A 20,572-nucleotide genomic window follows, 5' to 3' on the forward strand; every position below is an offset into this window, starting at 1 on the left:
TTACATACGACAAATCTAATTTCATAGTAAAAAGTGATAAATAATTAACTTTTATTTGTAGGCCATTAGAACCTGAAATACGTACTTTAGAATAGTACCTGCTAATACTGGAACTATTGATGAACAAAACCAAAAACAAATTCACCATTAAAATAATATTCAGCTACTTAATGCTGGGGATCTTGACCCTAGTGGTGGCTTATTTTATATTTACCGAAATAAAAGTTTTGGTGTCTACCGATACGGCTTCTGAAAACGATATTAAACTACTTAAAACAGGTTCCTTACTTACAGAATTGTATGAGGCAGAAAGTCTTTCCAAATTAGCGCTTCAGAAAAAGACTCCCAAAAGTTTTACTGCCTATGCCCAAAAAATTGATTCCATTTTTGTTACCATTGATTCCCTTAAATTACTTACCAATATTGACTACCATAAAAATATGTTGGACAGTGTGCAAGGACTTCTTAAAAAAAAGGTGTTCAACAGCAACGAGCTCCTGAGATTAAAAAGAAAAAACGAATCCAATAGTTCCATAGACAATGCATTAAAAGAATTTAGTAGAATAGAGGAATCTCTTGGAAAAATAACTCCGGAAAGCTTAAATCCAAATTATGCAACCCTACCTTCCGATACACAGAATACTATAAAAAAATGGGCCGAATATCTGAGTGAAAATGTGCCCAAAGACACTAGTAACATTCCAGTTTCACAAAGGGTAGATTCGGTGTTAACCGTGTCCAAATCACTTTTAGCCGAGGCCAAACAGAGTAACACCAAAACCCTCCGTTCTGTAGCGCAGAAGGAATTACAATTAAGTAGGGCCGATTTGGAAATCTCCCAACAATTGCGCAGTATTATTTCGGCCTTTGAGCAGGAGGTTATCACAAAATCCTACAATGACAACCTCAAAAAACAAACCGCTCTAAAGAGAAGCATTCGCCTTGCTGGTTTTGCCAGCTTACTTGGCCTTGCTATAGTGGGCTTATTTACTTTTTTGATTACCAAAGATTATTGGAAGGTCCAACTATACAGGCAACAATTAGAAAAGGAAAAAAAGTTTTCTGAATCACTTTTAAAAAGTAGGGAACAGTTGATTTCTACGGTAAGCCATGACCTGCGCACCCCATTGAATACTATTACCGGTTATTCCGAACTTATGGAAACTACTGGACTTACGGGTAAACAGGTTTCCTATTTAAAAAATGTAAAATCAGCATCTAAATATGTGGATAGCTTGGTCAACGATCTATTGGATTTTTCTAAACTAGAAGCTGGGAAATTAAAAGTAGACAAGACCGCTTTTATTCTCTCTGACCTAATTAGGGAAACTGCGGAAAACCTTAAGGAAATAAATTCCAAAAAACCTATAGAACTTATTGTAAAATTGGACGACCAATTGGAGAACACTATTTTAGGAGATCCATTTAGGGTAAGACAAATTTTGACCAACCTTATCGCCAATGCCTATAAATTTACAAAAGAAGGTTTTATAGAAGTAGAAGCTGTTGTAGTAAGTAAGACCAACGGAAAGTATCAAACGCTTATTAAAGTCACGGATTCGGGAATTGGCATTAAAAAGGAAAAACAAGAACACATTTTTAAGGAGTTTACCCAAGCGGAGGACAATACCGATAAAAAATACGGCGGTTATGGGCTAGGACTTACCATTTCGAAAAAACTCACAGAACTTTTAGGCGGGAAGATCAGTCTCCGAAGTGACGAAAATAAAGGTAGCTCGTTTACGATAGAAATTCCTTTCGAAATATCAAAAAAGCCATTGATGTCTCCCAAGGAAATTGAAATTCGCCCAAAAATGGAACTTTCACTTCTCATCATAGATGATGATCCGGCCATGCTAAAATTATTAAAAGAAGTTTGTCAACATTTGGGCCTTGCAGCACATACCTATAATAACTTTCATGATATTTTAAAAAGGGAAGAGCTTATTTACGATATGGTCTTGACCGATATACAAATGCCCAATATTACAGGTTTTGAGGTATTAAGCCAATTACAAAACGGCAAGTACTCACATTATACCGGTCAACCAATAGTAGCCATGACCGGTAGAAAAGACTTAAAAAAGGAACATTATTTTGAGACAGGTTTTTCAGATATCCTTCAGAAGCCTTTTACCAAAGAAATGTTCATGCAAGTATTGACCAAACTGTTCCCCGAAGCTGTACACGAAAAACCCGAAAATAAAATCAAAACAGATATCTCTTCTGGTTCCAACTTATTTAATTTGGGAGTCATCTCCTCATTTTTAGGCGATGATGAGGAAGGTATAGCTGAAGTTTTACAGACCTTTGTCTCCGATACTGCCGCTAACATTGAAAAACTAAAAGTAGCAGTAGATGATTTGGATATCAAGACAATCAACCTTGTTGCCCATAGAATGCTACCTATGTTCAGACAATTAAATAGTACAGAAATAGTGCCCATTTTGGATGAATTGGAAATCTTGAAAATTGGGCAAATAGACCCTAAGATTTTAAAGCAAACCTATAGGAATCTTAGTAATAAATCTACCGTTTTAATTTTGGCTATTAAATCGTATTTGGCTACAAGTCCAAATTATAGTGATTGATTTTGTTATAAAGAGTTTTCCTAGTAATCTGAAGCAATTTCGCGGCTTTGGATTTATTAAAATTTGATTGCTTAAGGGCTTTTACTATTTGTTCCTTTTCATAGTCGGCCTTCGAAAAATTGTCGATTTTCTCACTATTTACCTTGCTTTTATAGACCTCCTTGGGCAGGGCCTCTTTTTCAACAAAATCGCCGTTGGTCAACAAAACAGCCCTTTTAATTACGTTCTGTAATTCGCGTAAATTTCCCGGCCAATGGTATTGCTTAAATATCTTCTCAACATCTTCAGAAAAACCTTCCACTTTTTTACCTAAAGAATGATTGGCCTTCCTTAAAAAGAAATCCGCAAATAGTGGCAAATCTTCAAAGCGGTCCTCCAGAGACGGAATTTCAACAGAAAATTCATTGATTCTATGAAACAAATCTTCTCTAAAAGTTCCATTTTCAACGGCCTCGGTCAGGTCTTCATTGGTTGCGGTAACAATACGGACATCTACATCTATTTCTTTGGTACTACCTACCCTTTTAATCTTTCTTTCCTGTAGTGCCCTTAATAATTGAATTTGGTTTTCATAAGAAAGGTTCCCTATTTCATCCAAAAACAAAGTACCTTTATTGGCAGCTTCAAAATGCCCTATTTTATCCTCCACGGCTCCTGTGAAACTACCTTTGATATGTCCAAAGAATTCGCTAGTCGCAATTTCTTTGGGAATAGCCCCACAATCTACAGCTACAAATGAAAGTCCCTTTCGCTTGCTGTTGTCGTGTATTGCGCGTGCAGTGACTTCCTTTCCCGTACCACTTTCTCCGGTAATTAAAACGGACATGTCCGTTGGAGCTACAAGTTTAATATACTCGTTTAATTTTCTAGAGGCCTCACTTATACCCGCTACCACTTTATTTTCTTGAGTTTCGCCTTCGGAACTTCCTAATTTATTGTTTTCGTTTGGCGAATTATTGGATTGGTGCTTTACTTCTTGACTCAATGCACTTTTGATCTGCATTAAAATCTCCTCTGGAGTAAAAGGTTTGGAAATATAGTCATAGGCGCCCTTTTTCATAGCCTCAACTGCTGAGCCTACCTCAGCATAACCGGTCATCACAATTACCTGGGTTTTAGGATTTATGCCCTTTATATCGGATAGAAGCTGTAGTCCATCATAATTGGGAAGTCTCAAATCCGTTAATACTAGGTTATAAATGGTTTCCTTAATTTTAAGTTTGGCATCTTGGGCCGTAAAACTAACATCTACCTCATATTCGTTTCTAATCAAAAACTTTTGAAGCATCTGACAGAAAGCGGCGTCATCTTCAATGATAAGGAGCTTGGGCATACAATTCTATTACTATTTACAATGAATAGTAAAAATACCATAAGAAAGTTATTTGCCCCTATAAATTATCATAAAAAAGAAGGGGATTGCATAACGCAATCCCCTTCTTACCAAACCAACTTGATACAAAACAAATAACTCAAGTTATACTATAGTTCTATCCAATTGCCATCCTTGTCAGCATATAATGTGCCAGTTGTTCCATCTTCCAATTTTACTTCCAACTTATATTGCTCCTGCTTATTTACATAAGCCTTACTGATGGTCCCTGAAGGATAATCAGTCGAAACCGCTGTGGCAACGGCTTCTGGTAAATTACTAGTTTCTATTTCAGAAAAGTCGTCCTGAGCTACACCAATTTGAGTAGCTTCTCCTGCTACCCCTTCCGCATCTTGGGCAAATGCTGTTAGACTTCCTAATGATAATACGGCTACAAAAAATAATTTTTTCATGATTTTCATTTTAATAGTTAAACTTGCTATAGGTATAGAAAATATGATACCACAAAAAATAATTTCTTTAATATAAGCACAACACACTATTAATAAGCTAGTTATAGAATTAAAATTAATTTCTGAACTGTGTATTTTTGGGTATCACCAAATTTTAATGGGTAAAAACTAAACACTATTCGTATATATCCTTTCCAACTTACCCTTTGTTACGACCGCTAATACTTGTACGCGAAATTTCTAAGGTAACTACTCAGGTTATTCAATTTTCATGAATGGAACAATGCAATTCCTTATAAAGAGCTATAAAAAAAATGGGATCGCTATAAACGATCCCATACCCGTAAGCTGTACTTACAATATTAAAATAAATAGCACTTGCTATCTTTCAATCCAATCTCCATCCCTATCAGCATAAACAGTACCCCTTTTACCTTCCACCAAAACTAGTTCCAACCTAAATTGCTGGGAGTTGTTCACAAATGCCTTATTGATTACCGCTGAAGGATAATAGGTCCCGATGGCATTTGTTACTGCCACTGGCAACTCTGTAGTCTGTACTTCGGAAAATTTATCATGGGCAATGCTCATTTCTGTAACATCCACCTTTACTATTTTATTCTCTTGGGCACAAGCTCCAAGACTAGTCAACGATAAGGCAATTCCAAAAAATAACTTTCTCATGATTCTAATTTTAAATATTATTACCATAACCTATAGGAAAACAATACCAAAATCAAAAATAAAGTATAATTATATGATTATCAGTTATTTACATTAGCCGGGTAGCCAATGAATAATTGGGTAATACTGGGTATTACAGACATGAACTGTGTTAAAATTACACACCTTTTCATTAAGGCGAGCATATTAATAATGATTCCAAAAACGCTTAAAGGGTAACCAAGCCCTTAATAATATTCCAATAAAGGACATTATTATTTGATCGATAAGGAGTTAACCTTAGATACTTTTCTTGTAGTAACAAAGTAAGCAGCAGTTAACAGGTTCACAAAAAAAAGGGCTGCCAAACGGCAGCCCTACTAATTCAAATAACTAAAGTAACTACATACTTAATGCATTACATATCGATCCAGTTGCCTTCGGAATCAACATACAATTCAGAATTGGTTCCATCCGAAAAAGTAACCTCCAATTTGTATTTATCTTCCTCGTTCACATATGCTTTGTTTATTACGGCCCCAGCATGGTCTTTCTCCAACGCTTTGGTAATTGTATCCGGTAATTTATCTACATCTATTTCTGTGAAATCTTGGGCCATAATTACTTCCATAATTCCATCGTGAAAAATTGGAGGAGCTGCCAATACAGGGCTTAAACTTCCCATTGCCAACGCTGTTGCGAAAACAAAACTTTTCATATCATTTTTCATATCTCTTATATTTTGTGTGAATATTAATTTTGTGAAAAGGATAGAAGGAAAATTGTGCCAATATTTAAATTAAAGATATATTATATGTAAGTAACTTACAATCAAATAGTTAAGTAATATTGTCAATGATTTGGAATGTGTAAAAATGTATAGTACCCAAAAAAGTGTATAATCTTTATACACTTTTTTGGGTACTATACATTCCTAAACTTTTAATCAGCCGACAAGTGTATCTCCTTGACAAAAATGGTCGGGGACACAAACTATATTCTGGCTACAATCCTATTTTACTTGATGTGCAGGTTTTAGCAAATCGTTTACCGTTTTAACTGGGTTGAAGGTACCTAATGGAACTTCCACAAATATGGTATTCCAAAAGGCCATGGCCCCATTCCATAGTCCGGGCAATTCCAAGGCTTTTAAATCCTTACCTTCTTTGGTTTTTTGGGTAATAAAACCTTGTTTGGCATCCACAAAATTTAATAGATTAAACTTCTCTCCTTTATAATTTCTAACGCCGCATACCAAATCTACCGGATTAAAATGAGTAGAATTCTTTAAAATACTTACCTGCTCCGGGTTGGACATGTCAACTTGGGCAGACTCAATTATTTGAAGTGAAATATGATCATGGGTGTCCTTTATCCAAAATGGACCCCCTCCAGGCTCACCTTCATTCTTTACCATACCACATATGCGAATGGGCCGGTTAATCTTATCCTTTAAGATTTCTATTTGTTGACCAATACTAAACCCATTGTATTTATCCAAAAAACGCACATTGAGGTCCTTTTCCAAGAATAATTTTATAGTTTCGAGTTTTTCGGAAGAAAGATTATCCTCGTCCAATGCCTTGGCGTATTCAAAAGTCTTGGCTTGCAATTCCAAGAGTAATCCAGCCAATATTTTTTTACTTTTGGCTACCACTCCGGACAATCTGGGGGCAACAACATTATCTATATTCTTTATAAAAATAATATCCGCATCCTGATCATTTAAATTCTCAATCAATGACCCATGTCCCGCCGGCCGAAACAATAAGGTGTCGTCCGAATTTCGGAACGGCTTATTGTCCAAGGTCACGGCAATGGTATCAGTAGAGGGTTTTTGAAAGGAATAATTTACGGTAAATGAGGTTGAAGAGTCTTTTGCCACTCGCTCCCCTGCAGTTTTAAATTCCTTATTGAACATTTCCCCGTGCTGTTCCGAAATGGTAAAATGCAGATTAGCTTGGTTATTTACCTGTGCATAGGCAACTGCCTCCTTTAAATGTTCCTCGAAAGGAGTTGCACTATACTTACCATAATTATGAAAATACAAAAGACCTTTTGGGTAAAATCCGAAATTCAACCCTTCCGGCATCAACATCTCCTTTACGAAAAGGTATTTTTCTTCATCCGTAGACTTTGTTCTGCCAGCTATCCGCTTTAGGATAAGGTCGTAAAAAGCAAATTTCTCGTAACCTTCAAAAAAAGTTTTAACGTCTTTATCCTTGGTCCTATCCAAATAGACCTCGAATTTTTCGGTTTTTGGGTCGTAAGTATCCAAAAAATTGAACATCGCCTTAAACATTCGTGATGCAGCTCCAGAAGCTGGTACGAATTTTAATAGTGAAATTTTATTCTTGGAATCTTCAAAGTTTTTAATGAAAGTTTCTTCCTGGGCTTCAGAAAATTTAGAAATTCCATTAGACACTATTGCTGCCTTTTCCAACCTTACAAAAGGAATACCCTCTTTAAATGTGTCTATTTGGTCTAGGACTTTTTCTTTGGAAATACCCTTCTTTTCTAATTGATTTTTGTCTGCTTCCGTTAATTCCATTATTTTCTCAGTAGTTGGTTAATATGGTTCGTGGCCGTTGTAAGCCTTGTTTTTTTATCACCCTTTAAGATAATAAAATTCCTGTTATATTTTTCCAAAGTATCCTTGAAATAAAGAAACATTCGTTCACGGTCGTTTGGCTTATCCCTTAAGTCATCCTTTTCCCACGCAATATCAATGTTGGTCAAAAAATAGATATCGTAAGTATTCCGTAGTGCATAGGTTTCCAATATTGGATCGCAATACCCTAAATAATAAGCTTCGGAATAAACTTTGGTTTCCAAAAGGTCTGTATCGCAGATTAAAACTTCTTTAGCTTTTTTGGTCAGGGAATTTTCCAATTTTATCTGTCCCTCGGCAATGGGCAATAAATCTTTGGGCTCACAAGTTTTCTTTTCTTTGTCCCATTTATCTTGAAGATAATCTCTTGCATATTCGGGTACCCAAGCCGTATTGTAATATGTCGCCAATTCCCGAGCCAAGGTTGTTTTACCGGTAGATTCAGGACCAAAAAGGACTACTTTAATAATATTTGAGGGCTCTTGTTTAAACTTTTCTTCCATGCAAGGTATCCGAAAATGGCAATAATGGTAAACAATAAATACTGCAGAGACGTAAAGATAAGCCCTTTATATAAATATAGCGGCACCGATATTACATCACCAATAACCCAATATACCCAATTTTCTAGTTTTTTCTTTGCCATAAGCCACATTCCCACAAAGAAAATCGCCGTTGTTAAAGTATCAACATAAGCTGTCCAGCTATCAAACTTATCAAAAAACAAGTAAACCATGGCAACGAATAAGATCGTAGAGCCGAATAGAATTAGCGACCATATTTTTTCTTTTGCAGTTGTAACGGTAATTGGTATAAAATGGGTCTCATCTACTTTTCTAGTCCATGCATACCAACCATATAAACTCATAACAAAATAGTAGGCATTGATCAGCATGTCTCCCAATAGCCCAAAAATCAAAAGTATATACACGAATATCCCGGTACTGAGAATTCCAGTAGGGAATACCAAGATGTTTTCGCGCATGGAATACCAAACACTTAAAAACCCAAAAAACACCCCTATCATTTCTAAAATTATTAAATGCGTGGGCGTATCTTGATACTGTGCAAAAATCCAATCAAAAATGAGGTTCATAATCGCTTCTGTCAGATTTTATAATTTTCATCTTTAACAATCCCCTACCCATTAAATCAAAGGAAGTTTTAATCTCAGCATTAAGCACCCGCATCACCAGATCATATTCTTCGTAAATCTGCGTGCTTAAAGGGTTTTCCAAAACCGTAAGGCCAGAGGTCCTCAGATTTTTAATGAAATTAATAATATGCTCCTCGAAGCCGTCTTGCAGAGAAGATAGGGTAAGCTCTACTGAAATATCCATGATTAATTTGTCTTATCGCAGCCAATTCCCGTAAAAGTAGCGGCGCTAAATATGGGCCCAAAATTACCTCTTCCGTTTAAAACTTTTAGATTTTAATTAGGGAAATTGATTGTAACTTAAAGGTCAGAGTAATCCAATATGGACCATCCATTAATTTTTGACAGCATATACACATGTATATCCCTCAAACTCCAAAAATATGATATTGTATTGTGAGGTTTTCCCCTTATACAGAATGGTACCTGTAGTTTCTGTGTCCGACAATGAAAAATCGGTAATATCTATATGGTGTAAAAAACTAAGTCCATGTTGCGCATATATTTTATATAACGATTCTTTGGCACCCCAAACAATGGTAAGTTTTCTTACCAATGCATCTGAATTTGCCACGGTCTTGTATTCCTCCAAAGGAGTATATTTATTGGCAATTCTAAGAATCTTATCCCGTTGCATTTCAATATCAACTCCAACTTCTTTTGAATCAGAAATTATAATCCCGGTAAATTCGTGCGAATGGGTAATGGAGATAAACTTACCATCATTTAAATGCGGCTTTCCTGCTTCGTCATAATACAAATCATGATCAACATAACCCTCTTCTGCCAACAAATGCCTTATACTTAAAAAACCCCTTCTATGCAATTCAGACTTCATTCCCATCATGCGTTTATGGCAATGCGGAGTAAGCACAATCCCTTCGGAAAGTTGGGATTCCGTTTCTTGAACTTTCCAAATCAAGACCTTAGCGTTATCTTCTACTGTTATTGTTTTGTAAAGAGGCATTGGATTATTTAAGTTATTACTACCTTTGCAAATGCAAAAATTAAGATAATTGTTCTATTACTAAAGTAAAAATAAAAACGCAGAAGAAATAAGGTAATCCAAGATTTTCTTCATTTATATTATTTTTGCTTAATACTCTGTCTATTGTTAAAGAGAATATGACCAATTAAAGTATAATAAATATAAACATATGAGCACTAAAACTATTCCTTACGTACCCTATAAAGTAAAAGATATTAGCTTGGCCAAATGGGGAAGAAAAGAAATTGAACTAGCAGAAGCCGAAATGCCCGGCCTAATGTCCTTAAGGGAGGAGTATGGAAAAGAACAACCGTTAAAAGGGTCCCGTATTGCCGGTTGTTTGCATATGACCATACAAACTGCCGTCCTTATAGAAACTTTGGTTGCGCTTGGTGCGGATGTTACTTGGAGTTCCTGTAATATTTTTTCTACTCAAGATCAAGCTGCAGCGGCCATTGCTGCCGCTGGGGTGCCTGTATATGCTTGGAAAGGAATGAGCGAAGAAGAGTTTAATTGGGCCATTGAACAAACCTTGTTTTTTGGTGAAGATCGTCAGCCTTTAAACATGATATTGGATGATGGTGGAGACCTTACCAACATGGTTCTTGATAAATATCCAGAATTAGCTACAGGTGTTAAGGGACTTTCTGAAGAGACTACCACCGGTGTCCATAGGCTATATGAGCGAGTTAAAAATGGAACCTTGCCGATGCCGGCCATCAATGTTAACGATTCTGTTACCAAGTCTAAATTCGACAACAAATACGGATGTAGGGAAAGTGCTGTGGATGCCATTCGCAGAGCTACAGATACCATGCTCGCTGGCAAAAGAGTGGTAGTTGCCGGATATGGTGATGTAGGCAAAGGAACTGCAGCATCTTTCAAAGGAGCTGGTTCCATAGTCACTGTTACTGAAATTGATCCAATTTGCGCCCTACAGGCTGCAATGGACGGTTTTGAGGTGAAAAGATTGGATACGGTTATTGGCAATGCCGATATCGTTATAACTACCACGGGAAATAAGGATATTATTCAATCACAACATTTTAAAGCGATGAAGGATAAGATTATCGTTTGTAATATTGGCCATTTTGACAATGAAATAGACATGGCGTGGTTGAACAAAAACTATGGCCATACCAAGGATGAAATAAAGCCACAGGTTGATAAATATACCATTGATGGTAAAGATATTATTCTTTTGGCCGAAGGTAGATTGGTAAACTTGGGATGTGCTACAGGTCATCCAAGTTTTGTAATGAGTAATTCGTTCACGAACCAAACCTTGGCACAAATTGAACTTTGGAACCACAGTGATAAATACAAGAATGACGTATATATGCTACCAAAACATTTGGACGAAAAGGTTGCCGCTTTACATTTGGAGCGATTGGGAGTGGAACTGGAGACCTTAAGACCAGAGCAAGCAGAATACATAGGGGTAACTGTAAAAGGTCCTTTTAAACCGGAGTATTACAGGTATTAGAATTTACTCAGATATAGAAAGATTCTGGACACCTTTATTACAATAGATCAAAATCCTTATCTTACCTAAACAGATAAGGATTTTGTTTTTTTAATTCCCACATAAACTTAATGATCATACTCTTAACAGGAGCAACTGGAACCTTGGGTTCTAGATTGTTATTTTCTCTTTTAGAACTCCGCTTTCAAAGCATTGAAACCATATACCTTCCTGTACGGAAAAAAACTTCGGTGAGCGCAAAAGAACGTATCGCAAATATGGTGTCAAGTAACTTTGCCTCTGATTATGTAAAAAAAAATCTTCCTGAAATTCTGAATAAAATTGTCACGATCGATGCCGAAGATCTATTAAAGCCTACATCTTTCTTGGGGGACCATAAAATTGATTATTTTATACATTCAGCTGGTTATGTAAACCTATCTACGGACCCTGCGGCCAAGGAGGAAATTTTTAAACAGAACCTACAATTTACAAAAGACATTTTCAACAGCTATCGCGAACATATTGTAAAATTTGTGTATATAAGTACGGCTTTTGCGGCCGGGAATGTTGGCGGACTATTGGACAACGATTATTCCAACATAACACACAACAATTACCGCAACCATTACGAAGCTTCCAAACATGCTTCTGAAAAGTTTCTATTAAAATCGGGCAAAGACAGTAATATTCCCATTCAAATATTACGACCTAGCGTTCTTGGAGGAAATATAAATGAAAGCCCAAATTACTTCTTATCAAAATATATGGTTTTTTACCTATTTGCGAAGTTTTTTCACAATAGCGACTCCAAAGACCCTATACGCATTACCACAAATGAGGACACCGGCCTAAATATAATCCCAACCGATTATGCTGCTCAAGTAATTGCAAAAGTAATTTCTAAGGATATTCAACAATTGAACATTGTTCATTCCCATGAAACCAATATGATAAAAGGCATATCCAAAATATTAAAGGTAGTGGGGTTCACCAATTTTAGTTTCACCGAAGAACAAATCAATTCCTCTACAGGATTTTCTTCAAAATTGGAGGAGTTTTACTATGAAACCATCGGAGTACATTTACACCCATATATGACTTCGAAGCCCAATAAATGGGACACTCAACTTTTAGAAAGTATCTTACCTATACCTAGCTATAACCTTGTAGATTATTTGTCTGAAACGGTTGCCTTTGCAAAATTGAACAATTTCCGAAGTCAGCAGTGGTAACGAATAAGCTATAAGGAATTCCTTTTCCTAGACTTAGCACTCATTTTCCACATTAATCCAAAAAGTAGTAGGTGCAAGAACTAAGTAATAATGGATCAATCCCAAAAGTTGTGTGTGAATTGAAATAGGAGTCCGATCTTTGCAAGAAAACGATCGGCATTGGAATTATCTTTGGACCTATTAAAGCTTATACTACCAGAACTATTAATAACGCACTTCGACCTGGCCTCCCATAAAACGGAAGATGGAACGCTCCATCTATATTTTGAAGAAAAGAAGGACACCCCTAAAGAAGAAAAACATCGCATTTTAATAGCCCATGGTTTTCATAAAGAGATAGTCGTCCAGGACTTTCCATTGAGGGGAAAATCGGTCTACCTCCACATCAAGCGCCGCCGTTGGCTTGATAAGCGCACCAACGAAATAGTGCAGAGAAATTGGGATCTGGTAGCACAGGGAACACGGATGACCATCGAGTTCGCTGCTTTTTTAAAAGTACTTGGTCGATACTAGGGCTTCGGACTGCCGCACCATAGGCCATTTCTATGGGGTCGACGGAAAGAAGCTCCAGCGACAGTACAAGGATTACTTGAGCGATTTTAAAGATTGGGAACAAAAGGGACATGCCAAACAATGGCTCATCTTTCCCGAGAATATCGGGCCATATCTGTCCATTGACGAAACGGCACTCTCCAAGGGGGAGCTCTATACCATAATCACCAACAAAAAGGCCAAGGGCAAAAAAGGATCCATAGTGGCCATATTCTCCGGTACCAAGGTGGAACCGATCATAGAACAATTAATGAAGATATCGGCCAAGGAAAGGGCCAAGGTCAAGGAGATCACCCTGGATATGGCAAACTCGATGAAGACCATTGCCAAAAAGTGCTTCCCCGGGGCAATACAGGTCACCGATCGCTTCCACGTACAGAAACTTGCCATAGAGGCCCTTCAGGATATCCGGATCAAACACAGATGGGACGCAATAGACCTGGAGAACGAACAGATAAAACAGGCCAGGGCAAAGAACAGTACATTCGTCCCAAAAGAATTCAATAACGGGGATACAAGAAAGCAACTATTGGCCCGCAGCAGGTATTTACTGTACAAGGCTCCAAATAACTGGACAGAGAACCAATACACAAGAAGCAGGATATTGTTCGATCAATATCCAGATATAAAGATTGCCTTTGACCTGGTCCAAGGGCTCAGGAACATATTCAATACGGCAACGTCCATAGAGACCGCCTATACAAAACTGGCACATTGGTACAAGGATGTAGAAAATACAGGATTTAGGGCGTTCAACACCATCGCAAACACGATATCGCTCAACTATAGATCTATTCTGAACTATTTTATAAACAGAAGCACAAATGCATCGGCAGAATCGTTCAATGCAAAAATAAAAGCTTTTAGGGCACAGTTCAGGGGTGTGAAAAATGTAGAATTCTTCCTTTATAGACTAACTACAATCTTTGCATAAACACAACAATTGGTCTTGATCCAAAATAGGGTTGAAAAAACGTTGCATCGGAAAAGGTTTTTTTGTTTTCAAATAGTTCCTTTCTAATCTTTCTAGCATAAAGCTCTGAGAGATCAAAGTCAAATGCAACAAGAGCAATCAATTTTTTAGCCTCTATACTGTCCGGTGCAATTATAACCGCAGCATCACTAAGAAATGTACAGCTCACTTTCGAATTAAAGTTCTTAGTGAACATAAATTCAATATTAGACATTTGAAAGGCGAAATGCAGCATAACACCTGATTGAACAAACACCTTGTCAGTATCCTTACCATTTATTGTTTTTGAACCTTGAAAATCTTCCATTTTAAATGCATAATCAGGCACCCACTCCATCCTATTCTCCTGCGAGAATAGACTATTGGCTAGAACAAAAAAAAGTAGCGATAATCTATATGACATAAAACTAAATTCAAATACCTATAACCAATCATAAACTACAATTAATTATACGTCTTAATTGCGTAAATATAACAAAATCACTAAGTCTTCTCGCTGGATACAATCTTACTACGGCCAGAATAACACTAAACTTTGGATTGAAGACACAAAAAAACCCCGACATTTCTGACGGGGTTACGCTATAGGGTGGAAGACCGGGTTCGAACCGGCGACCCTCGGTACCACAAACCGATGCTCTAACCAGCTGAGCTACAACCACCATTTGTAAGCGGTGGCAAAGATAAATTTTTAGTTTAATCACACAAAATAAAATTGATTTTATTTTGACATTAAATGTATATGATTGGTACAATTGGAAATTTTAGCCTACTACTGGCCAAGTGAATATCGACGAAATACATGTTTTGATAGCTAAAACACACAAAAAACAGTGCTTTCACAACATTTATTAGCTTACTTTTTATATGAAAGATATTTTTATCCACTGATAATTTACGATAAATGTCTTTAACAACATCAAATTTAAAGCTACCGGAGATTAAAGTAAAATTCACCGCACTACTGGTTGTCCTTTTTCTGTGTGGGGTTAATACAGCACAGGAGCTGTCCGTCGGTGACCTTAGAAATAAAATAGTAACTATACAGAGCCAGAAGAAAGAAGTTGATAACGATACCCTTTACATTGGATTATTGATTGATCTTGGCGCTAAACTCAGGTTTGTAAACCCTGATAGTCTTTTATTGCTCTCCAACAAGGCGCAAGAATTTAGTAGTAAAATAAAATTTCAAAAAGGAGAAAGTAGATCATTATTCAATTTGGGTACCTATTATTCCGATATTGGCGAACATTCCAAGGCCATAGACAATTACGAATTAGCCCAGGATATAGCCAAGAGTAACAACTACAGGAATTTATCATTACGAATTGGCAACGAATTGTCCAACCAACAAGTATACAGTGGTGATTATTCAAAAGCGCTTCTTGGTTTTTTAGAAAATATTAAACTGGCTCAGATACTCAATAATGAGAAAATGGAGTCGATTCTTTATGAAAACGTAGCGAATCTGTACGCCACCCAAAAAGATTATGATCAAGCGCTATATTTTTACAATAAAGTTGAAAAAATAAATAACAAAGTGGGTATTGAGGTAACCTCTGCACAAACAAGGAGTAATGTAGCCTCCATATATGCCGAAACTGGGGATTTCCAAAATGCACTTTTCAAAATTAACCGCAGTATCAAAACGTTTGAAAACAGCGAAGTCTTGGATTGGCTTGCTTTCGCATATGAAGTAAAGGGGAAGGTGTATTTGAAACAAAAGCAATTTACGCGGGCTTTATATTGGTATGACAAAAGTATTGTATTACATGAAAATCTTCAAGACGACAGGGGGATAATAGATTTGTACAATGGCATGGCCGAGGCCAATTTTGGATTGAAAAAGGATAGTATATCACATAACTATGCCATGATGGCCTTTGAAATTTCCTCCTCTATTAAATCTATGGAGGGCATTAAAAAATGTTCCAACACACTATATCAGATATATAAGAATGAAGAGAACTATTACGAAGCTTTAAAATATCATGAGATATTCCGTAAAATTTCGGATACTTTATCAAGGGATGGCAATAAGATTAGCTTGAACATGTTGAAAACAGAAATAGACCATAAGAATCAACAGGCAGCATTGGTATTAAAAAATGAAAAGGCTTTGGCCAAACAGCGTTTATACGTCTATATAGCAATACTCTTTCTTATCATTATGAGCGCTATAGCGTTTTTAGTGCTAAGGGGACAAAAAATTCTGAAAAAGCTAAACAAGGAGCTTGAAAGACAAAAGCAAGATTTGGAATTGAGAGAGGCCGAATTATGGGAGACCAACAACACTAAAAACAAACTCTTTTCCATAATTGCACATGATTTACGGGGTCCTATTGGAGCACTTGAGGGCTTATTGAAATTACTTAACAGTGGAGATATTAAAGAATCGGAATTCAAGGAATTTATTCCAAAATTAAAAAATGACGTAAACAGTATTTCCTTTACCTTGAACAATCTTCTTACTTGGGGACAAACACAAATGCGGGAGGCAACTACCGACCCATCCAATATTGACCTGAATTCCCTAGTAGAGAACAACATTAATTTACTTAGTGAGATTGCATATACCAAAATGATTACAATGGACAATCTCATTGTTAATAGGGCTATTATCTGGACTGATGAAAACCAAATGGATATTGTAATCAGAAATCTATTGAGCAATGCCCTAAAGTTTACACCCAACAATGGCCACATCACCATTGGCTATGTAGATAGACCAGAATTTCTGGAAGTATTTATAAGGGATAACGGTATTGGTATAGACGAATCCGTTCAAGAAATAATATTATCAAAAAATAGCAATATTACTACCTATGGCACAAACAACGAGAAAGGAACAGGTCTAGGCCTATCCCTTTGTTCTGAAATGGTCATTAAAAACGGCGGTAACCTTTGGATAAAGAGTGAACTTAATGTTGGCTCTACCTTCTATTTTACAGTTCCCAAAGGGAAAAAACACTTCCAAAAATCGGCCTAAATAAGACTATCAAGACTTTTAATGGCAACAAATCTCTCTGTTGTAAAACCTTCAGCATTAGATACGCCTACCATCCTACCTAAGTCCTTTGATCTGTAAACAACACTGTCTATAAAATTTTTGCTACTTATTGGGGTTTCAGGCTCCTTACTTTTAGGGTCATAAAATTGGGAACTATAGGCCATAATGGCTTTAACCTTTATATCTATAAACTCCGACACATCTATGACAAAATCCGGTTCAAGATTCTTCCATTGTATGTAATGATGTACGAGTTTGGGTCTCCAGGCCTTTTGCCATTGTTCCTCCCCATCAATCTTCGTATCTATTTTTATTAGTCCGCTCAAAAAACAGGCATCACTAACCAATTTGCTGCCCTTGGCATGATCTATATGCCTGTCGTCGACAGCATTGCACAATACCGTTTCTGGCCTATACTTCCTGATCATTTTTATTATTTCCAATTGATGCTTCCTATCGTTAGTGAAAAATCCATCGGCAAATTCCAAGTTTTCACGAATTGATACCCCTAAAATATGAGCTGCCTTAGCGGCTTCTTGATCCCTAATTTCGGCAGATCCCCGTGTACCTAATTCCCCACGGGTCAAGTCTACAATACCTACCTTTTTGCCATTGGCCACCTCTTTCGCTATGGTTGCCCCTGCTCCCAGCTCCGCGTCATCAGGGTGCGCGCCAAATACTAATATGTCTAATTTCATTTACTGTATTTCTACTTTGTTAGGGGAAGTATTCAATTTATCTTCCTTTAAAATGTTCCTTAATATTTTATAGGCGTAGATTGATGGTCTACTATACCTAATTGACCAATTCCCTTTCTTTTCTTACCATTTCCAAAGCTTGCTCAATATCAGATATCAAGTCCTCCGTTTCTTCAATTCCCACAGAAAAACGTATTAAACCATCCGCAATTCCTTGTCGTTTACGCTCTTCAGCGCTCAACAATGAATGCGAAGTTAAAGTTGGGGAAAGCACAGTGCTTTCCACTCCTGCTAAACTCATAGCCGGTTTTATCAATTTTAAGGATTTTTGAAATCTAGAGGCATTAAAATCCGCATTTAACTCAAATGACAGCATGCCTCCAAATCCTTTCATTTGTTTTTTGGCTATGTCGTGGTCCGGATGTGAAGGCAGTCCGGGATAATATACGGCCGAAATATCTTTATGGTCATACAGATAATCGGCCATACGTTGTGCATTCTCATTTTGGGCTTTGACCCTTATCCCCATAGTTTTTATACTTCTTTCTAACAACCACACTGTGTAATCGCTTAGGCTACCACCAAGGTTTTTGGCCAAATTGAAGATGTGTTGCATATACTCTTCCGTAGAAGCAACCGCACCCGCACAAATATCGGAATGTCCGCCCATATATTTTGTGGCACTATGAATTACCACATCTATACCAAAATCTATAGGATTTTGATTTACAGGGCTAGCAAAAGTATTATCGATCATGGATACGAGCCCATGTTTATTTGAAATATCGGCAACCATTTTTAGGTCCGTAATGTTCAATAAGGGATTCGATGGGGTCTCAATATAAATTACTTTGGTGTTATTCTGAATTTTTGCCTCAAAATCCTCGGCCCGGAAACCATCGGTAAAAGAGTAGGAAATTCCAAATTTATCAAATTCCTCAACAACCAAATTATAGGTGCCACCATAAATAATCTTTTGCAAGACTATATGGTCCCCAGCCTTTAAAAAGGCAAGTAAGGAGGTACTTATGGCGGCCATGCCGCTACCAAAAATCAACGCTGTTTCCGCATGTTCCAGAGCAGCAATCTTTTTGGCCAGGGCTACTTGATTGGGTGTATTAAAGTATCTTGGGTAACGCTTTACTTCTATATCTTCAAAGGCATAGGCAGTACCCATATACAATGGGGAAATAGCTCCTTTGAATTCCTTATCCTCCAACTGACCAACATGGGTGCAAATGGTATTAAGGCCCTTTTTTTGTTGTTTCATTTTACCGATTTAAATTGATAATGAATGATTGTCTACAAAGTTACAAAAATAGGTCATACTTGAATTTCTTTCCATTTTCCTTTTTTAAACAGCATGTAGCTAATGATAGTAAGTAAAATCTCAGCAACAGCAATGGCGATAAATACACCGATTGCCCCATAATTAAAGGTTATAGCTATGAGATATGCCAAGGGAAGTTGAAATACCCAAAAAATCAAAAAATTTATTTTGGTAGGGGTCTTGGTATCCCCTGCACCATTAAAAGCTTGCGTTAATACCATCCCATAGGCATAGAACACATAGCCAGCAGCAATTATTTGTAGACATAATGTGCCATTTTCCACCACTTTAGGAGTAGTATTAAAAAACATTATTATGTCTTTCGCAAAACATAGGTATATTAAGGATATTAAAAACATGAATATGGCATTATACTTTCCTGTTTTCCAAACGGAAATTTCTGCCCTATTAGGTTGATTGGCTCCTAAATTTTGCCCCACTAAAGTTGCCGCAGCATTACTCATCCCCCAAGAAGGCATAAGGGAAAACATCATTACCCTAATGGCAATGGTATAGCCCGCAAGGACTTCACTTCCAAATTCCGACATTATTCGCATTAGAAATATCCAACTGGAGGTACCGATCAAGAATTGAGCAATCCCCCCAAGTGAAACATTTATGAGGTTTGTCATAACCTTTAATCTAATGACTAAATCGGACATCTGTAATTTAATCCTGCTCCATCCAAAGAACAAAATTGCCAATTGAAATAAAACAGCAGAACCCCTGCCAATGTTGGTCGCAATGGCGGCACCCAAAACCCCATATTCGGGAATTGGTCCCCATCCAAAAATAAAGATTGGATCAAGTATAATATTTAGTCCGTTGGAAAGCACTAGGGTCCACATGGCAATTGAAGCGTCGCCAGCACCCCTAAAGATTGCATTTATCAAGAATAAGAGTAAAATAGTAATATTGCCACCGATCATTAAGCTGGTATACCCTTTACCTTCAGTAATAAGTTCTTTGCTCCCTCCCATTAGTCCAAGGATATCCTCTGCGTAGAATGCCCCGATTACACCTGTTACTAATGCTACTGCGATACCCAATAAAATTGCCTGTACTGCAGTTTCCCTGGCTCCTTTAATATTTTTTTCACCTATCCTTCTGGCAACAATGGCGGTTGCCGCCATACTTAATCCTATAGCTATGGCATATATCAGAGTAATTACAGATTCCGTGAGTCCTATGGTAGCTACGGCATTGACACTTACCCGTGATACATATGCAATATCGACCAGGGCAAAAATAGATTCCATCAACATTTCCAAAATCATTGGAATGGACAGCATAAAAATGGCCTTTCGAATACTTCCAGTGGTAAATTCGGATTCCTTGCCGGTCACGGCAATAATAAAATACTTATATAATTTAAATAGGGTAAGCTTATTTGGATTTCCCATGAGTAAAGAAAATTATGTTAGACGAAGAAAATAAACGCAATCAACAACAGGGAATCTAAAAATTAGATTCTCGCAGTAATTGATCTGACATCTATAAAAAACATAATTCCTT

At 37.1% G+C, this 20,572-nt stretch carries 19 protein-coding genes and 1 tRNA gene; 6 read left to right on the forward strand and 14 right to left on the reverse strand.

Features of this window, described 5'->3' with window-relative positions; all coding sequences use genetic code 11:
- Positions 1–119: 119 nt before the first annotated feature.
- Positions 120–2,591, forward strand: coding sequence for a hybrid sensor histidine kinase/response regulator (locus tag CWD90_RS11365; RefSeq protein WP_103476184.1), 2,472 nt, complete (start codon positions 120–122; stop codon positions 2,589–2,591).
- On the opposite strand, the gene CWD90_RS11370 is transcribed toward CWD90_RS11365, so the two are convergent.
- From CWD90_RS11370 to CWD90_RS11410, 9 genes are all read right to left on the reverse strand, one after another.
- A complete protein-coding gene (locus tag CWD90_RS11370) occupies positions 2,566–3,924 on the reverse strand; it encodes a sigma-54-dependent transcriptional regulator (protein WP_103476185.1) in 1,359 nt (452 codons plus the stop codon). The genes CWD90_RS11365 and CWD90_RS11370 overlap by 26 nt on opposite strands.
- A gap of 149 nt (positions 3,925–4,073) precedes the next feature.
- A complete protein-coding gene (locus CWD90_RS11375; protein ID WP_103476186.1) occupies positions 4,074–4,376 on the reverse strand; it encodes a hypothetical protein in 303 nt (100 codons plus the stop codon).
- A gap of 381 nt (positions 4,377–4,757) precedes the next feature.
- Positions 4,758–5,060 carry a hypothetical protein gene (locus CWD90_RS11380; RefSeq protein WP_157941205.1) on the reverse strand — a complete coding sequence of 101 codons (303 nt, stop codon included), beginning with the start codon at positions 5,058–5,060 and terminating at the stop codon, positions 4,758–4,760.
- Between the two features lie 397 nt (positions 5,061–5,457).
- The gene (locus CWD90_RS11385; protein WP_239986505.1) at positions 5,458–5,769 is read right to left on the reverse strand and encodes a hypothetical protein; all 312 of its coding nucleotides are present in this window, start codon (positions 5,767–5,769) and stop codon (positions 5,458–5,460) included.
- 282 nt (positions 5,770–6,051) lie between these two features.
- Positions 6,052–7,590 carry a DUF4301 family protein gene (locus CWD90_RS11390; RefSeq protein WP_103476188.1) on the reverse strand — a complete coding sequence of 513 codons (1,539 nt, stop codon included), beginning with the start codon at positions 7,588–7,590 and terminating at the stop codon, positions 6,052–6,054.
- Positions 7,590–8,153 carry an AAA family ATPase gene (locus CWD90_RS11395; protein ID WP_103476189.1) on the reverse strand — a complete coding sequence of 188 codons (564 nt, stop codon included), beginning with the start codon at positions 8,151–8,153 and terminating at the stop codon, positions 7,590–7,592. The genes CWD90_RS11390 and CWD90_RS11395 overlap by 1 nt, the downstream gene beginning before the upstream one ends.
- A complete protein-coding gene (gene pnuC, locus CWD90_RS11400) occupies positions 8,108–8,746 on the reverse strand; it encodes a nicotinamide riboside transporter PnuC (RefSeq protein ID WP_103476190.1) in 639 nt (212 codons plus the stop codon). Before pnuC ends, CWD90_RS11395 begins: the two co-directional genes overlap by 46 nt.
- Positions 8,730–8,990 (reverse strand): hypothetical protein, encoded by a 261-nt coding sequence (locus CWD90_RS11405; protein WP_103476191.1) that lies wholly within the window; start codon positions 8,988–8,990, stop codon positions 8,730–8,732. The genes pnuC and CWD90_RS11405 overlap by 17 nt, the downstream gene beginning before the upstream one ends.
- A gap of 150 nt (positions 8,991–9,140) precedes the next feature.
- Positions 9,141–9,773, reverse strand: coding sequence for a 4'-phosphopantetheinyl transferase family protein (locus CWD90_RS11410; protein WP_103476192.1), 633 nt, complete (start codon positions 9,771–9,773; stop codon positions 9,141–9,143).
- A gap of 190 nt (positions 9,774–9,963) precedes the next feature.
- Here CWD90_RS11410 and ahcY point away from each other — a divergent pair, with 190 nt between their 5' ends.
- The 4 genes from ahcY to CWD90_RS11430 all read left to right on the forward strand — a co-directional run bounded on the left by ahcY (position 9,964) and on the right by CWD90_RS11430 (position 13,980).
- Positions 9,964–11,280: an adenosylhomocysteinase gene (gene ahcY, locus CWD90_RS11415; protein WP_103476193.1), complete on the forward strand. Its 1,317-nt coding sequence runs from the start codon at positions 9,964–9,966 to the stop codon at positions 11,278–11,280.
- 110 nt (positions 11,281–11,390) lie between these two features.
- A complete protein-coding gene (locus tag CWD90_RS11420) occupies positions 11,391–12,494 on the forward strand; it encodes an SDR family oxidoreductase (protein ID WP_103476194.1) in 1,104 nt (367 codons plus the stop codon).
- A gap of 159 nt (positions 12,495–12,653) precedes the next feature.
- Positions 12,654–13,007: an ISAon1 family transposase N-terminal region protein gene (locus CWD90_RS11425; RefSeq protein WP_103474805.1), complete on the forward strand. Its 354-nt coding sequence runs from the start codon at positions 12,654–12,656 to the stop codon at positions 13,005–13,007.
- On the forward strand, positions 12,994–13,980 hold the full coding sequence (locus CWD90_RS11430; RefSeq protein ID WP_103474660.1) for an ISAon1 family transposase: 987 nt from the start codon (positions 12,994–12,996) through the stop codon (positions 13,978–13,980). The genes CWD90_RS11425 and CWD90_RS11430 overlap by 14 nt, the downstream gene beginning before the upstream one ends.
- On the opposite strand, the gene CWD90_RS11435 is transcribed toward CWD90_RS11430, so the two are convergent.
- Entirely contained in the window at positions 13,964–14,422 is a 459-nt protein-coding gene (locus tag CWD90_RS11435) for a hypothetical protein (protein ID WP_103476195.1), read from the reverse strand. The two genes, CWD90_RS11430 and CWD90_RS11435, sit on opposite strands and share 17 nt — an antisense overlap.
- A gap of 184 nt (positions 14,423–14,606) precedes the next feature.
- Positions 14,607–14,682: transfer RNA gene (locus tag CWD90_RS11440), tRNA-His, on the reverse strand.
- A gap of 241 nt (positions 14,683–14,923) precedes the next feature.
- On the opposite strand from CWD90_RS11440, the gene CWD90_RS11445 reads away from it, so the two are divergent.
- Positions 14,924–17,008, forward strand: coding sequence for a tetratricopeptide repeat-containing sensor histidine kinase (locus CWD90_RS11445; protein ID WP_103476196.1), 2,085 nt, complete (start codon positions 14,924–14,926; stop codon positions 17,006–17,008).
- Here CWD90_RS11445 and bshB1 read toward each other — a convergent pair.
- The 3 genes from bshB1 to CWD90_RS11460 form a co-directional block, all read right to left on the reverse strand.
- Positions 17,005–17,727: a bacillithiol biosynthesis deacetylase BshB1 gene (bshB1, locus tag CWD90_RS11450; protein WP_103476197.1), complete on the reverse strand. Its 723-nt coding sequence runs from the start codon at positions 17,725–17,727 to the stop codon at positions 17,005–17,007. The two genes, CWD90_RS11445 and bshB1, sit on opposite strands and share 4 nt — an antisense overlap.
- Before the next feature lie 97 nt (positions 17,728–17,824).
- Entirely contained in the window at positions 17,825–18,997 is a 1,173-nt protein-coding gene (locus CWD90_RS11455) for a trans-sulfuration enzyme family protein (protein WP_103476198.1), read from the reverse strand.
- Positions 18,998–19,050: 53 nt separating this feature from the next.
- The gene (locus CWD90_RS11460; RefSeq protein WP_103476199.1) at positions 19,051–20,460 is read right to left on the reverse strand and encodes an MATE family efflux transporter; all 1,410 of its coding nucleotides are present in this window, start codon (positions 20,458–20,460) and stop codon (positions 19,051–19,053) included.
- Positions 20,461–20,572: the final 112 nt, after the last annotated feature.

This window comes from Arenibacter catalasegens, assembly GCF_002909235.1.
Classification (GTDB): Bacteria; Bacteroidota; Bacteroidia; order Flavobacteriales; family Flavobacteriaceae; genus Arenibacter; species Arenibacter catalasegens.

Bases quoted from the DNA above. Each gene is read 5' to 3' on its own strand.
- CWD90_RS11410 (WP_103476192.1), bottom strand. From the start codon at position 9,773: ATGCCTCTTTACAAAACAATAACAGTAGAAGATAACGCTAAGGTCTTG.
- CWD90_RS11405 (WP_103476191.1), bottom strand. From the start codon at position 8,990: ATGGATATTTCAGTAGAGCTTACCCTATCTTCTCTGCAAGACGGCTTC.
- CWD90_RS11455 (WP_103476198.1), bottom strand. From the start codon at position 18,997: ATGAAACAACAAAAAAAGGGCCTTAATACCATTTGCACCCATGTTGGT.
- bshB1 (WP_103476197.1), bottom strand. From the start codon at position 17,727: ATGAAATTAGACATATTAGTATTTGGCGCGCACCCTGATGACGCGGAG.
- CWD90_RS11365 (WP_103476184.1), top strand. From the start codon at position 120: ATGAACAAAACCAAAAACAAATTCACCATTAAAATAATATTCAGCTAC.
- CWD90_RS11390 (WP_103476188.1), bottom strand. From the start codon at position 7,590: ATGGAATTAACGGAAGCAGACAAAAATCAATTAGAAAAGAAGGGTATT.
- pnuC (WP_103476190.1), bottom strand. From the start codon at position 8,746: ATGAACCTCATTTTTGATTGGATTTTTGCACAGTATCAAGATACGCCC.
- ahcY (WP_103476193.1), top strand. From the start codon at position 9,964: ATGAGCACTAAAACTATTCCTTACGTACCCTATAAAGTAAAAGATATT.
- CWD90_RS11375 (WP_103476186.1), bottom strand. From the start codon at position 4,376: ATGAAAAAATTATTTTTTGTAGCCGTATTATCATTAGGAAGTCTAACA.
- CWD90_RS11445 (WP_103476196.1), top strand. From the start codon at position 14,924: ATGTCTTTAACAACATCAAATTTAAAGCTACCGGAGATTAAAGTAAAA.
- CWD90_RS11380 (WP_157941205.1), bottom strand. From the start codon at position 5,060: ATGAGAAAGTTATTTTTTGGAATTGCCTTATCGTTGACTAGTCTTGGA.
- CWD90_RS11385 (WP_239986505.1), bottom strand. From the start codon at position 5,769: ATGAAAAATGATATGAAAAGTTTTGTTTTCGCAACAGCGTTGGCAATG.
- CWD90_RS11370 (WP_103476185.1), bottom strand. From the start codon at position 3,924: ATGCCCAAGCTCCTTATCATTGAAGATGACGCCGCTTTCTGTCAGATG.
- CWD90_RS11395 (WP_103476189.1), bottom strand. From the start codon at position 8,153: ATGGAAGAAAAGTTTAAACAAGAGCCCTCAAATATTATTAAAGTAGTC.
- CWD90_RS11435 (WP_103476195.1), bottom strand. From the start codon at position 14,422: ATGTCATATAGATTATCGCTACTTTTTTTTGTTCTAGCCAATAGTCTA.
- CWD90_RS11460 (WP_103476199.1), bottom strand. From the start codon at position 20,460: ATGGGAAATCCAAATAAGCTTACCCTATTTAAATTATATAAGTATTTT.
- CWD90_RS11420 (WP_103476194.1), top strand. From the start codon at position 11,391: ATGATCATACTCTTAACAGGAGCAACTGGAACCTTGGGTTCTAGATTG.